Annotated in this window: 14 protein-coding genes; 3 read left to right on the forward strand and 11 right to left on the reverse strand. The window is 72.8% G+C overall.

Going from position 1 to position 12,122, the window contains the following annotated elements; translation table 11 throughout:
- Window positions 1–2: 2 nt before the first annotated feature.
- Genes mtlA through B0I32_RS10910 form a run of 3 tightly spaced genes read right to left on the reverse strand, consistent with a single transcriptional unit; the run spans window position 3 to window position 2,852 of the window.
- On the reverse strand, window positions 3–1,112 hold the full coding sequence (mtlA, locus tag B0I32_RS10900) for a mannitol-specific PTS transporter subunit IIC (protein WP_245955749.1): 1,110 nt from the start codon (window positions 1,110–1,112) through the stop codon (window positions 3–5).
- A gap of 37 nt (window positions 1,113–1,149) precedes the next feature.
- Entirely contained in the window at window positions 1,150–2,094 is a 945-nt protein-coding gene (pfkB, locus tag B0I32_RS10905; protein ID WP_106237392.1) for a 1-phosphofructokinase, read from the reverse strand.
- Window positions 2,091–2,852, reverse strand: a complete 762-nt coding sequence (locus B0I32_RS10910; protein ID WP_106237395.1) for a DeoR/GlpR family DNA-binding transcription regulator — start codon at window positions 2,850–2,852, stop codon at window positions 2,091–2,093. The genes pfkB and B0I32_RS10910 overlap by 4 nt, the downstream gene beginning before the upstream one ends.
- 102 nt (window positions 2,853–2,954) lie before the next feature.
- On the opposite strand from B0I32_RS10910, the gene B0I32_RS10915 reads away from it, so the two are divergent.
- Window positions 2,955–3,842, forward strand: a complete 888-nt coding sequence (locus B0I32_RS10915) for a D-alanyl-D-alanine carboxypeptidase family protein (RefSeq protein WP_181307258.1) — start codon at window positions 2,955–2,957, stop codon at window positions 3,840–3,842.
- Between the two features lie 142 nt (window positions 3,843–3,984).
- Here B0I32_RS10915 and B0I32_RS10920 read toward each other — a convergent pair whose 3' ends face one another.
- The 5 genes from B0I32_RS10920 to def all read right to left on the reverse strand — a co-directional run bounded on the left by B0I32_RS10920 (window position 3,985) and on the right by def (window position 7,523).
- On the reverse strand, window positions 3,985–4,341 hold the full coding sequence (locus B0I32_RS10920) for an MmcQ/YjbR family DNA-binding protein (RefSeq protein WP_106237397.1): 357 nt from the start codon (window positions 4,339–4,341) through the stop codon (window positions 3,985–3,987).
- Window positions 4,342–4,410: 69 nt separating this feature from the next.
- Entirely contained in the window at window positions 4,411–4,827 is a 417-nt protein-coding gene (locus B0I32_RS10925) for a CBS domain-containing protein (RefSeq protein ID WP_106237399.1), read from the reverse strand.
- A 120-nt stretch (window positions 4,828–4,947) separates the two neighbouring features.
- Complete coding sequence (locus B0I32_RS10930; RefSeq protein WP_106237401.1) at window positions 4,948–6,351, reverse strand: pyridoxal phosphate-dependent decarboxylase family protein; 1,404 nt, start codon at window positions 6,349–6,351, stop codon at window positions 4,948–4,950.
- Window positions 6,344–6,982: a helix-turn-helix domain-containing protein gene (locus tag B0I32_RS10935; RefSeq protein ID WP_106237403.1), complete on the reverse strand. Its 639-nt coding sequence runs from the start codon at window positions 6,980–6,982 to the stop codon at window positions 6,344–6,346. Before B0I32_RS10935 ends, B0I32_RS10930 begins: the two co-directional genes overlap by 8 nt.
- 7 nt (window positions 6,983–6,989) lie before the next feature.
- The gene (gene def, locus B0I32_RS10940; protein ID WP_425438089.1) at window positions 6,990–7,523 is read right to left on the reverse strand and encodes a peptide deformylase; all 534 of its coding nucleotides are present in this window, start codon (window positions 7,521–7,523) and stop codon (window positions 6,990–6,992) included.
- A 144-nt stretch (window positions 7,524–7,667) separates the two neighbouring features.
- On the opposite strand from def, the gene B0I32_RS10945 reads away from it, so the two are divergent.
- Window positions 7,668–8,474, forward strand: coding sequence for a methyltransferase domain-containing protein (locus B0I32_RS10945; protein WP_106237408.1), 807 nt, complete (start codon window positions 7,668–7,670; stop codon window positions 8,472–8,474).
- Between the two features lie 143 nt (window positions 8,475–8,617).
- Here the strand turns inward: B0I32_RS10945 and B0I32_RS10950 are convergent, their stop codons facing one another.
- On the reverse strand, window positions 8,618–9,133 hold the full coding sequence (locus tag B0I32_RS10950) for a hypothetical protein (protein ID WP_106237410.1): 516 nt from the start codon (window positions 9,131–9,133) through the stop codon (window positions 8,618–8,620).
- Between the two features lie 92 nt (window positions 9,134–9,225).
- Window positions 9,226–10,155 (reverse strand): hypothetical protein, encoded by a 930-nt coding sequence (locus tag B0I32_RS10955; protein ID WP_106237412.1) that lies wholly within the window; start codon window positions 10,153–10,155, stop codon window positions 9,226–9,228.
- A 129-nt stretch (window positions 10,156–10,284) separates the two neighbouring features.
- On the opposite strand from B0I32_RS10955, the gene B0I32_RS10960 reads away from it, so the two are divergent.
- Complete coding sequence (locus tag B0I32_RS10960) at window positions 10,285–11,223, forward strand: GNAT family N-acetyltransferase (protein WP_106237414.1); 939 nt, start codon at window positions 10,285–10,287, stop codon at window positions 11,221–11,223.
- A 141-nt stretch (window positions 11,224–11,364) separates the two neighbouring features.
- Here B0I32_RS10960 and B0I32_RS10965 read toward each other — a convergent pair whose 3' ends face one another.
- A complete protein-coding gene (locus B0I32_RS10965; protein WP_106237416.1) occupies window positions 11,365–12,027 on the reverse strand; it encodes a nucleotidyltransferase domain-containing protein in 663 nt (220 codons plus the stop codon).
- Between the last annotated feature and the right edge of the window lie 95 nt (window positions 12,028–12,122).

The raw sequence follows: 12,122 nt of genomic DNA on the forward strand, positions 1-12,122 counted from the left end.
GCTCAGCTCTCCTTGGTTGCGGGTTCTTCGGTCGCGGCGGGCTCGGGCTCCTCGGGCTCCGCCTTCTCGCCCCTGCCGAAGCCGAGCAGGACGGCGGCGACCGCGAACGACACGGCCGTCGCGACGAGGATGCCCAGGCTGGAGCCGAGCCAGCCGCCCTTGGGGGTGACCGCGAGGTAGGCGAAGATGCTGCCGGGCGACGGGGTCGCGACCAGGCCGGCACCTGTGATCATGAAGGTGAACACCCCGGCCGCGCCGCCCGCGATGACGGCGATGATGAGGCGGGGCTTCATCAGGACGTACGGGAAGTAGATCTCGTGGATGCCGCCGAAGAAGTGGATGATCATCGCGGCCGGCGTGCTCGGGCGCATCGCGCGCGGGCCGAACAGCAGGTAGGCCAGCAGCAGCCCCAGCCCGGGGCCGGGGTTCGACTCCAGCATGAACAGGATCGACTTGCCCTGCTCGGCGGCCTCGGCCACGCCCAGGGGGCTCAGCACGCCGTGGTTGATGGCGTTGTTCAGGAACAGCACCTTGGCCGGCTCGATCAGCACGGAGGCGATCGGCAGCAGGTTGTTGACGATCAGCCACTCGACCGCGTTGCCCGCGCCCGTGGTGATCGTCTGGACGACGGGGCCGATGCCGAACATGCCGACCACGGCCATCGCGCCGCCCACGATGCCGGCGGTGAAGTTGTCCACCAGCATCTCGAAGCCGGCTTTGGTCCGCTCCTCAGTGAACTTGTCCACATATTTGAGGATCAGGGCGGTGAGCGGGCCGATGATCATGGCGCCCAGGAACATCGGAGAGTCCGTGCCCACCACGACGCCCATGACCGCGACCGCGCCGACGACCGCGCCGCGCTGCCCGTGCACCATCCGGCCGCCGGTATAGGCGATGAGGATCGGCAGCAGCATCTTGATGATCGGATCGACCATCTTGGCGAGCGTCTCGTTGGGCAGCCAGCCCGTCGGGATGAACAGCGCGGTGATCAGGCCCCAGGCGATGAACGCGCCGATGTTCGGCATGATCATGCCGGCCAGATGGCCGCCGATGCGCTGGATGGTGGCCTTGACCCCGGTTCCGGTGACCGGGGGTGTGTAGGTGTCGGCCATGGACGTGCTCCTTCGGGGGGATGAGCAGCCGCTGATTTCAGGGGTGGGGTGAGGAGAGCGGACGGTCGGGGTCGGGCGCGCGGACGGTGACGGCGCCGGGGTCGATGTGGTCGGGGCCCGGCATGCGGCTGCCGGGCAGGCATACGGCGGCGGCGCCCCAGGCCAGCGCCAGCGCGAGCGCGGCGGGGCCGCGGCCGCCGCCGGCCAGGAATCCGGCCAGCATGGCGTCCCCGGCCCCGACGGAGCTGCGCGGCTCCGTCACCGGCGCCTCGCCGTACCAGATGCCGTCCTCCTCGACGAGGACGGCGCCGTCGGCGCCCAGGCTGGCCAGCACCGTGCGCGCGCCGGCGGCCCGCAGCTTGGCCGCGGCCTCGGCCACGTCGCCCAGCCGGCGGATGGGCATGCCGGTGGCGCCGGACAGCTCCTCCAGGTTGGGCTTGACCAGGGCGGGCGCGGCGGTGAGCGCGCTGGACAGCGCGGGGCCGCTGGAGTCGACCGCCATGAGGATGCCGGCCCCGGCGAACCTGCGGCACAGCCGGGCGTAGACGTCGGAGGGCACCTCGGGCGGCAGGCTGCCGGAGGCCACCACCCAGTCCGCCTCGTGGGCGGCGCTCAGCACGGTGTCGGCGATCGTGTCGAGCTCCTCCTGCGACAGGGCGGTGCCCGGCTCGTTGATCTTGGTGGTGGTGCCGTCGGGCTCGGCCAGCGTGACGTTCGACCGGGTCGGGCCGGCCACCGGGACGGTGACCATGTCGAGCCCCTCCGCGGCCAGCAGGCGGATCAGTTGCCGGCCCTCGTCGCCGCCGAACGGGACCACCGCCCGGCTCGCCACCGAGTTGGCCAGCAGGGCGCGCGAGACGTTGACCCCCTTGCCACCGGGATCGAGGCGGGCGGCGGCGGCGCGGATGACCGCGCCGCGGTCGAGCGAGGCGATCTCTATGGTGCGGTCGAGGCTGGGGTTGAGGGTCAGGGTGAGGATCACGCCCTGATCACCTCCGGGCCCGCGGCCGCCACGTCGGCGGCCAGCGCCACGTCGAGGCCGGTGTCGGTGATCAGCACGTCGATCTCACTCAGCTCCGCGAACGTGGCCAGGTAGGTGTTGCCGAACTTGGTGTGGTCGGCCAGCAGCACGCTGCGCTGGGCCGCGCCGACCATGGCCCGTTTGATCGCCGCCTCCGCCGGGTCGGGCGTGGTCAGGCCCCGGGCGAGTGAGCAGCCGTTGGTCGCCATGAACGCCACGTCCACGTTGAGGCGATCGAGCGGGCGCAGCGCCCAGTCGTCCACCGTGGCCAGCGTCTTGCCGCGCAACCGGCCGCCCAGCATGATCACGTTCAGGTTGGCGCGCGCGGCCAGGGCGGTGGCCAGCGGCGGGGAGTTGACCACCACGGTCAGCTCGCGGTCCAGGGGCAGCACCTGCACCAGGCGGCCCGTGGTGGTGCCGGCGTCGATGATCACCGAGCCGTCCTCGGGCAGCTCGGCCAGCGCCGCCTTGGCGATGCGTTCCTTCTCGGCCGTCATGACCTCGTCACGCGCGGCCAGCGCGGGCTCGAACCCCAGCCGCTCCACGGGGATGGCGCCCCCGTGGACGCGGCGCAGCACGCCCGCCCGCTCCAGCGACGTCAGGTCGCGGCGGATCGTCTCTGTGGTCACGTCGAGCTCGGCGGCCAGCGTCACCACGTCGACGCGGCCCGCGAGCCGCGCTCTCCGCAGGATCTCCTGCTGCCGCTCCTCGGCGTACATGATGTTGATTCACCGCCGTTTCGGGTTGGTTTCCTCTGTGTTTATACCCGCTTTCGTTTGCTGGTCAAGAGTGTCGGGTCACAATCTGGTAGTTATAGGCAGGTGCGAATCAAGCCCCTTGCCGCCGTGCCCCTCGCGGCCGTCACCGCCGCCACGCTCGCGGCCCCCGCCGCCGCCCACACCGGCGCCCAAGCCGCGCCGCCACGGGTGCCCGCGGGGACGACGGCGGCATGGGTGGTGTTCGACCGGCAGGCCGGAAAGATCGTCGCGACCCGGAACGCGCACCGTAAATATCGCTCGGCCTCGGTGGTGAAGATCCTCATCGCGATCGACTACCTGGAGCGGCGCAAGAGCGTGCCCGCCGCCGACGCCAGGCTGCTGCGGATCATGCTGCGCTCCAGCGACGACGACGCGGCCTCCACGTTCTGGGATCGGCTGGGCAAGGGGCAGATCATCGTCAGGCAGGCGCGCCGGCTCGGGCTGTCCGACACCACGCCGCCGCCGGCGTCCAAGCCGGGCTTCTGGGGTTACACCTCGCTGAGCGCGTACGACATCGTGCGCACCTACCGCTACCTGCTCGACCGGGCCGACGCCCGGGTCAGGAACACGATCCTCACTCACCTGCGGCACTCGACCCCGTGCGGGACCGACGGCTTCGACCAGACCTTCGGCATCCCCGACGCGCTGCCCCGGCCGTGGGCGGTCAAGCAGGGCTGGTCGGGCTTCGGCACGACGCCGCCGGTCAGGTGCGGCGGCGGCGGTGGCGCCAGGGCCGTGGGGGCGCCCATCTCGTGGATCGCCCAGCGCGCCACCGGCTCGGGCGTGCCCGACTACGGGCGGCCGGTGCTGCACTCGACCGGGCTGGCCGGGAAGGGCGACCGCTACGTCATGGCCGTGCTGACCGCCCATCCCACGGGCGGCACGTGGAGCTCCTCGGTCAAGCGCATCACCACGATCACCCGCGACCTCTACCGCGACGTCACCCGCTGACCGGCGGCGTCTTCACGCGTGGTCCGACGCTGACCGCGGCGTCATCACCCTACGTCCGACGCTGACACGCGATCCGGCCCGCGTCGTTCGGCATGGACCGGTGCCGTCGCGGGCGGACCCGTGACGCCGCGGGCGGGCGGCGCTACGGGTGCGGGCGGGCGGCGAGTTCCTGCTCGCGGCGAACCTTCTGCGGCACGCACATCCGCCACGCCTCCAGCACCAGCTCCCGCATCTCCGCGACGTCGAGGGCCGCGGTGCGCGCCTCCACCCAGTGGAAGCGCAGGTCGGACTCCCTGGGCATGAGGAACTTGTCCGGCTCGGCCGCGACCAGCGCCGCCCGCTCCTCCTTGGGGAAGCCGAACCCCATCTGGGTCTCGTCCCGCGAGAAGGCCACGTAGACGATCTGGCCCACCCGGAACTTCACCCGGTCTCTGATCAGGTGCTCCGACGAGCGGGGGAGCGTGCACGCGAACCGGCGTACGTCGTCGACTGTGATCACGGCCGCAACGCTACCGCCGGGGTCCGACATTTTCCGCGCTCGCCCGCGCTCGCCTTCAGGGGACCGCCCTCAGCGGTTGCCCTCGGCGGCGGAGATGTCGGCCAGGGCGGAGCTCGGGTCGCGCTCGACCGCCAGGTCGCCCAGGCTCACCACGCCGACCGCGCGCCCGTCCTCGACCACCGGCAGCCGGCGTACGGCATGCGTGCGCATGAGCCGGACGGCCTGCTCGATGCTGGTGTCGGGCCCGATCGCCTCGACGGAGGCGCTGCACGCCTCGCGTACCGGCGTGTCCGGGCCGCGCTCGTCGGCGACCACGCGCACGGTGATGTCGCGGTCGGTGACGATGCCCTTCATCCGGCCCTTGTCGTTGACGATGAGCGCCCCCGTGTCGTGGTCGCGCATGAGCGAGGCCGCGACGGACACTGGCTGGTCCGCCTCGACCGTCGCCGGGTGGGACGTCATCACATCTGCCACGGTCTTCGCCATGGGATCCTCCGCGTGAACGGGTACGGGACGGCCCTCTACCCGGGCGACCGGGCCCATCACGACACTTTGTCGCTTCTCTGCGAATTCCAGGTGATGTGCGGAGGGGGTTTTCCGGGTGCGCTACAGGGACTTGGCCGCCACGCGGATCTCGTCGAGCAGCACCTCCAGGTCCGCCCGCGTCGTCTCCGGGTGCAGGAAGCAGGCGCGCAGCGCGTCCCGCCCGCCGAGCCGGGTGCCGGTGAGGAAGGCGTTGCCGCGGGACTGGACCGCGCCGGGGATCGCCCGGTTGAGCGCGTCCAGCCCGCCGGCCCGGGGGAGGTGGCGGAAGGCCGTGATCGAGGTGGTGACCGGCGCGAGCAGCTCGAAGTCGGGCGCCCGCTCGACCATGGCGCCGAGCTCGCGGGCCAGCGCGGCCGTGTGCTCCACCAGTTCCTTGACCCCGGCCCGGCCCAGGTGGGACAGGGTGGCCCAGGTCTTCAGCGCGCGGAAGGGACGGGTCTGCTCGGGGCCGTACTCGGCGAACCAGCCGAGCTCGCCGGCGTTCTCGTCCACCAGGTACGACGGCACCAGGCTGAACGCCGCCCGCGCCGCGCCAGGATCGCGCAGCAGCGCGCAGCCGCAGCCCACCGGCACCCCGAGCCACTTGTGCGGATCGAGCGCCAGGGAGTCGGCCCGCTCCATCCCCGCGTAGTGCGGCGCGGCCCCGTCCGCCAGGACGCCGAGCGCGCCGTAGGCGCCGTCCACGTGAAACCACAGGCCGTGCGCGGCGGCCACGTCCGCGATCTCGTCGAGGGGGTCCACCGCGCCGGAGTTGACGGTCCCGGCGCTGCCCGCCACGCAGAACGGCCGCAGCCCCGCCGCCACGTCCTCGCCGATCATGGTGCGCAGCGCGCCCACGTCCATCCGGTACGCCGCGTCCACCGGCACCGTACGCACGTACCGCGCCCCGAGACCGAGCAGCTGGGCGGCCTTGTGCAGGCAGCTGTGCCCCTCTCCGGTGACGTACATGACCAGGGGCGCCCGCCCGGACAGCCCCTCCTCGCGCACGTCCCAGCCGTCGGCCAGCGCCGCCCGCTGCCGGGCGGCGGCCAGGCAGATCACCGTGGCCATGGACGCGCCGCTGGTCAGCAGGCCGCCGCCGGGCGGGTGCGGGAAGCCGACGAGCCCGGCCAGCCAGCGCACCACCGTGCGCTCCAGGTGCGGCCCGGCGTGGTCGCCTCCGGCGCAGCTCGGGTTCAGCGCCGCGGCCAGCGGCTCGACGAGGACGCCGGCCGGGTTCGGCGGTGAGTTGACCCAGCCGAAGAAGCGCGGATGCCCGTTGCCCATCGGGTACGGCAGCAAGTGCGCCCGCGTGTCCTCCAGCAGGTCGTCCAGCGCCCGCCCGGTCTCCGGCAGCTCCTGCCCCGTGAGCCAGGCCAGCTCGCCGTCCGGCACCGGCCGCCAGACCGGCCGCTCGGCGACGCCGCCGAGGTGGTCGGCCCAGATCCCGGCCGCCTTCGCTCCCGCCAGGCGCAGCTCATCCATGGGGCGTGTCCTTCCGTGTTCCGTGGTGCCCGGCCGCTCCCTCCCGCGCCCGCGGGCCCAGCTCCATGGCCAGGTAGAAGACGCAGTCGGCGGGGCCGTCGTTGGCGAAGGCGTGGCGGCGGTCGCCCGGGTAGTAGGCCGAGTCGCCGGGCCCCAGCTCGTACGGCCGCCCGTCGATCGTCAGCCGCAGGCTGCCGTGCTCGACGGCGAGGTACTCCCGCGAGCCGGGTGCGTGCGGCACGAACTCGCCCGCGTCCACCCCCGGCCCGATCGTGGTCCGCATGAACTCGAACTCGACCTCGCCCAGCACGGGCGACAGCACCCGCCGCTCCCACCCCGACGGGTCGCGCAGCACGCGCTGCTCGTCGTGGCGCAGCACCCGCATCGTCCCGTGGGCGGGCTCGTCGAGCAGCCGGGAGATCGACGTGCCCAGCGCGGTGGCCAGCCGGTCGAGCACCAGCACGCTGGGCGTCTTCGCGCCCCGCTCGACCTCGGAGACCATGCTCCTGCTGATGCCGCTCAGCTCGGCCAGCCGCTCGATGGACAGCCCGCGCGCCCGCCGTTCACTCCGGATCCGCTGCCCCAGCTCGGCCATGGACAGCCCGCTGGACAGGACCCCTTCGCCTGTCATTCCTCCACTATAGCGGTGCTTTGTCCGCTTTAGTGGATTCCTCGTACGCCGCCAGCACCTGCTTGCGGCGCTTGGCCGGGAGCCGGTCGATGTAGAGATGACCGTCGAGGTGATCGGTCTCGTGCTGCAGGCAGCGCGCCAGCAGCCCGGTGCCCTCGACCACGACCGGCTCGCCTTCGGCGTCGAAGCCGCGCACGGTGGCGCGGTCGGCGCGGGGGAGGGGCGCGTACTGGCCGGGGACCGACAGGCAGCCCTCGTCGCCGGCGTCGAGCCGGCGCTCGCCGAGGCCGGGCAGCTCCAGCGCCGGGTTGACGACGACGCCCTTGTGCGGCCGCCCATCGGCGTCCTGGCAGTCGTAGACGAAGACGCGCAGCGGCACGCCGATCTGGTTGGCGGCCAGGCCCACGCCCTCCGCCGCGTACATGCTCGCGAACATGTCCGCCACCAGCGCCGCCAGCTCGCCGTCGAAGCCGGTCACCGGCTCGCACGGCCGGTGCAGCACCGGATCGCCCACGCGCACGATCGGCCGAACCTCTCCCACGATCCCCGCCTCTCCTGATATGTCGCCATATGTAAGCCCAAGTGTACGAGCGCCGGAGCGTGTCTCGAATATCAAGACAAAGTTTCTTGGATAGTGAGATGTAGTTAGAGTGGCGAGCGACGCCGAAACGCAGGGAGTTCGCCGATGAACGCCGTCTACACCCATGGTCACCACGAGTCCGTGCTGCGCTCGCACCGCTGGCGCACCGCCGCGAACTCGGCCGCGTACCTGCTGCCCCACCTCAAAACGCACATGAGACTGCTCGACATCGGCAGCGGCCCCGGCACGATCACCGCCGACCTGGCCGGCCTGGTCGGGCACGTGACGGCGTCCGAGGTGGACGAGGAGACGCTCGGCCTGGCCAGGACCGAGGTGGCCGCCCGAGGGCTGACGAACGTGGACTTCGCCGTCGCCGACGTGCACGCGCTCGAATTCCCCGACGACACCTTCTGCGTCGTGCACGCGCACCAGGTGCTCCAGCACGTCGGCGATCCGGTGCGGGCGCTACGGGAGATGGGCCGGGTGACCAAGCCGCGCGGCTACGTGGCGGCCCGCGACAGCGACTACACGGCGTTCACCTGGTGGCCGCGGGTGCCGGCGCTGGACGAGTGGATGGCCCTCTACCAGCGGATCGCCCGCGGCAACGGCGGAGAGCCCGACGCGGGGCGGCGACTGCTGTCGTGGGCCCGGCAGGCGGGTTTCGAGGACGTCACCGCCACCTCCTCCACCTGGTGCTTCGCCGACCAGGAAGACCGCGGCTGGTGGGCCGGGATGTGGGCGGAGCGCGTCCTGAACTCGGCGATGGCCGAACGCGCCCTGGCCACCGGCGCCGCCACGCAGGCCGACCTGCGGCGCATGTCGGAGGGATGGCTGGAGTGGGCACGGGCGCGGGACGGCTGGCTGTCGATCCTGCACGGCGAGATCATCTGCCGCGTCCCCGCCCGGGACTGACCCGACTCGAGCCGCCAGGGGCACGGCGACCGGCGCTGGGGGCGCTGCGCTCAGGGCGCTGGGCCCGGGACGCTGGGGCCAAGGCGGTGCGGGCGGGGCCGGTGTGCCTGGGGCGGTGGGCCTGGGGCGGTGCGGGCGGGCGGTCAGAGGCCGAGGGTGCGGGCGCGCTGCCACTGCGGGTCGCGGTAGAGCACCATGTCGGTGCCCACCATCTCGTCGGGCGCCGACAACATGGTGATCTCGCCCGCCGCCTGCAACTGCAGCAGCAGGTCACGCACCCGGGGCCCCACCGGCAGCCGCCCGGTGGGCAGCCCCAGCCCGCTCCTGACCGTGTCGGCGATCTCCGACAGGCGGAACGGGCCGTCGAACCCGGCGACCACGCCGCGGACGACGGTCATCGTGATCAGATGCTCGGCCTCGGCGTACGCGAGCTGCCAGTGCACCTGCTCCTTGCGCCGGCCGCTGCCGGCGCACGACGTGCACGGGCGGGTCAGGCCGGGGGCCGGCTCCTCCCTGGTGGTGCCGAGGCAGGCCGAGCAGAGCCCGTTGTCGGCGGCGTGCAGCTCGGCGACCATCCGGCCGCCCAGGATCACGCCGCAGTCGCAGGCGAACGCGTCACCCAGGATGCCGGTCTGAGGAGAGATCGCATGCTCGTTCACCGATCCGACTCTACCGGCGCCCCGCCGCCCCACGCGCACCACTCTTCACACGGGTCCCACCCCGGCCCGGGGCCGCCCGGTGCCCGCGGGCCTCAGCCTCGTACGTCGGCCAGGCCGCGCAGGCGGCGCAGGGCCTTGCGGGCCGCGGCCGAGACGCGCTCGTCCGGATGATGCTCGATGAAGACGCGCAGCACCTGCCCGGTCCACGGATGGTCCCCGAACGCGAGGATCGCGATCGTCCCCGCCTGCTCCTCGGCGTCCATCCCCAGCGCGATCGACTCGATCACCTCGCCGGTCTCGCCGCCGAACTCCAGCAGCGCCGCCGCCATGTCCACCAGCACCCAGGCGATCTCCTCCGGCGACGGCTGCCGCTCGTCCCGCCCGGTCCTGGCCGCGATCACCGCGCCCAGCTTCGGCTCCTCCAGCCGCCTGGCCAGCGCCCGCCGACCCTCGTCGCCGAGGTTCGCCGACAGCACCTCGACGCCGACCGCCCTGCTCAGCGGGCTCACCGCGCCCAGCACCGAGCCGATCTCGGCCGCCGCCTCCGCCGGGTCCCTGTCCTTCAGCCAGCCGGCCAGCTCCTCGCCGCGCTCGGACTCCGGATACGCCCGCAGCCCGTGCAGCAGCGCCGTCGCGTCGGCGTCCGCGAGTGACCCCATGACCGGGATGTCCTGCCCAGTCGTCTCGGCGATGATCTGCCGCGCCACCCACAGCCCGAGCCAGCTCAGCGTGTACGGCTCCGCATGCCGGACCAGCCCGAGGCCCGTCAGCGTCTCGGGAGCCTCGCCCTTGAGCGGCTCCCTGGACAGGAACATCCTGATCAGCTCCAGCAGCAGCCCCTCGTCCTCGGCCAGCCGCTCGCGGCAGTGCCCGGACCAGGCGGCCAGCACCTCCGCGTCGTCGCCTTCCGGCTTCAGCTCGGCCGCCAGCGGAGCGGCGCGCACGGCGGCCGCGAGCGTGGACTCACCGGGCAGCCGGATCGGGGGCTGCAGGGGCAGCGTGTCGTCGTCGTAGGAGCTCACTAGCCCATCCTGTCGCGATATTTCGGTAGAGTGCCAGCCGACGTCCGAAAAGTCGGAAGAAAGGAGGCGCTCAGTGTTCCGCACCGTTATGGGCGCTCGCCGCCCCCGCTTCCGATTCTCGGAGGAATCATGCTTTTCCGCACCGCCGTCGAGGACGACCTAGACCGCCTGCTCGGTTGCGTCGTCGACGAGTCCATCAGCTGGTCCCATCCCGACCGGCTGCTGTCGTTCCTGGAGAGCGGCGCCTACCGCTTCGATCGCATCTGGCTGGCCGAGGACGAGCCCGGCGGCGAGATCGCGGCCCGCGCCGTGTGGTGGGGCTTCCCCGGTCAGGACCGGCCGCTCGCGCTCGACTGCCTGTACGCCGCCCCCTCGGTCCCCGACCGCGTCGGCCTGACCGCCGAGCTGCTGCGCCGGGCCCACGCCGCGTACGGGACGGCGCCCGCGTACCACGTGTTCGTCACCAACGGCTGGCGCGAGGCGCCGAGGACCGCTGACGCCCTGGCCTGGCGATGGGAGGCCGCCGGGCGCGCCGGCCTGACCGAGGAGCTGGAACGCCTGCGGTACGAGTGGGCGGACGGGCCCGTCCCCGAGCCGTCGCCGCGGCTCGTCTTCCGCGGGGACGACGACGACGAGGTGTTCGCCGCGGCCTTCGCCAGGGTGGCGCGGGGCACCCTCGACGCGCACACCCGCCAGGCGCTGGCCGTCATGGACCCGATGGAGCAGGCGCGCGAGGACGTGCGCGACTACCGGTCCATGGAGGGGGAGCGGGAGTGGTGGCGGCTCGCCTACGACCTGGACGGCGAGCTCGTCGGGGTCGCCCTGCCGTCGGCCAACGCCGCCGGGCCCGTGGTGGGCTACCTCGGGGTGGTGCCGGAACGGCGCGGCCAGGGCTACGTGGACGACCTCCTCGCCGAGATCACCCGCGGTCACGCCCTGCGTGGCGTACGCCGGATCGTCGCCGACACGGACGCCGGCAACCTGCCGATGGCCAGAGCCTTCGAACGGGCCGGCTACCGCAACTTCGCCGTGCGCCTGGTCCTCTCGGCCGACTCCGCGAACACGTGAGGCACGGGTGATTCGGTGACCGCGTGAGGCACAGGTGATCCCGTGACCACGTGAAGTGGGGGTGGTCCCACGACCACGTGAGGTAGGCGCGATCCCGTGCCACCTCGGCGGCCCGCGACGCGTCGCGCCTTCCCGCGCGGCTCACGTCGCGGGCCGTCCGCACGCCGGCAGATTCTCCTGGCGCACCCCCACCAGGAACTCCTCCACCCGCTCGCGGTCCGGCCGTTCGGGCAGGACGCTCGGCGTCGCGGCCAGCTCCGCCGCGAGCGCGGCCCGCCAGGCGTCCACCTCCGGCCAGGGCACCCGCCCGTTCCTGATCGCCAGCAACCGCTCCCGGTGGGCCTCCACACGGACCAGGGGCTCCCCGTGCCGCACCAGGTGCAGGCCGCTGAGCAGCAGCCGCACCATGTGCATGGCCTGCTTCCAGTTGGGCCGGCCGGGGTCGAGGCGGCGGAACTGCGCCTCGGCGTACCCGGCGAACGACCGGTGCGCCCGCTGCGACAGGAACGCCTCGCGCAGCTCGCGCAGCCGCCGCCCGGCGGGCGTGGCCACCTCCACCAGCGGCGACCACAGGCATTCGAGCACCGTCGGGTTGGCGTCGAGGGCCAGGCCGCAGAAGCGCTCGACCTCCCAGGAGAACTGCTCGGGCAGCGGCCCGTCCCGGTGGGTTGGTGGTTTGTCCAGCCGCCAGAACGCCGAGGTCGGCGCCACGAACACGCCGCGGCGGTCGGTGTCGGAAGCGTCGGTCTCCAGCCCGTACGCCCTCGACCCCACCACGACGGTAAGGATCACGTCATCGCTCATCGGATACCTCCGAGGAGACCCCGCCTTTAGGCGATTCGCCGCCAGGAGAACCGACATATCGAACAAGCGCGCGAGTTTTTCTTGATCTTTCGGTA

The sequence above is a fragment of the Nonomuraea fuscirosea genome, from assembly GCF_003001935.1.
GTDB classification, from domain to species: Bacteria; Actinomycetota; Actinomycetes; order Streptosporangiales; family Streptosporangiaceae; genus Nonomuraea; species Nonomuraea fuscirosea.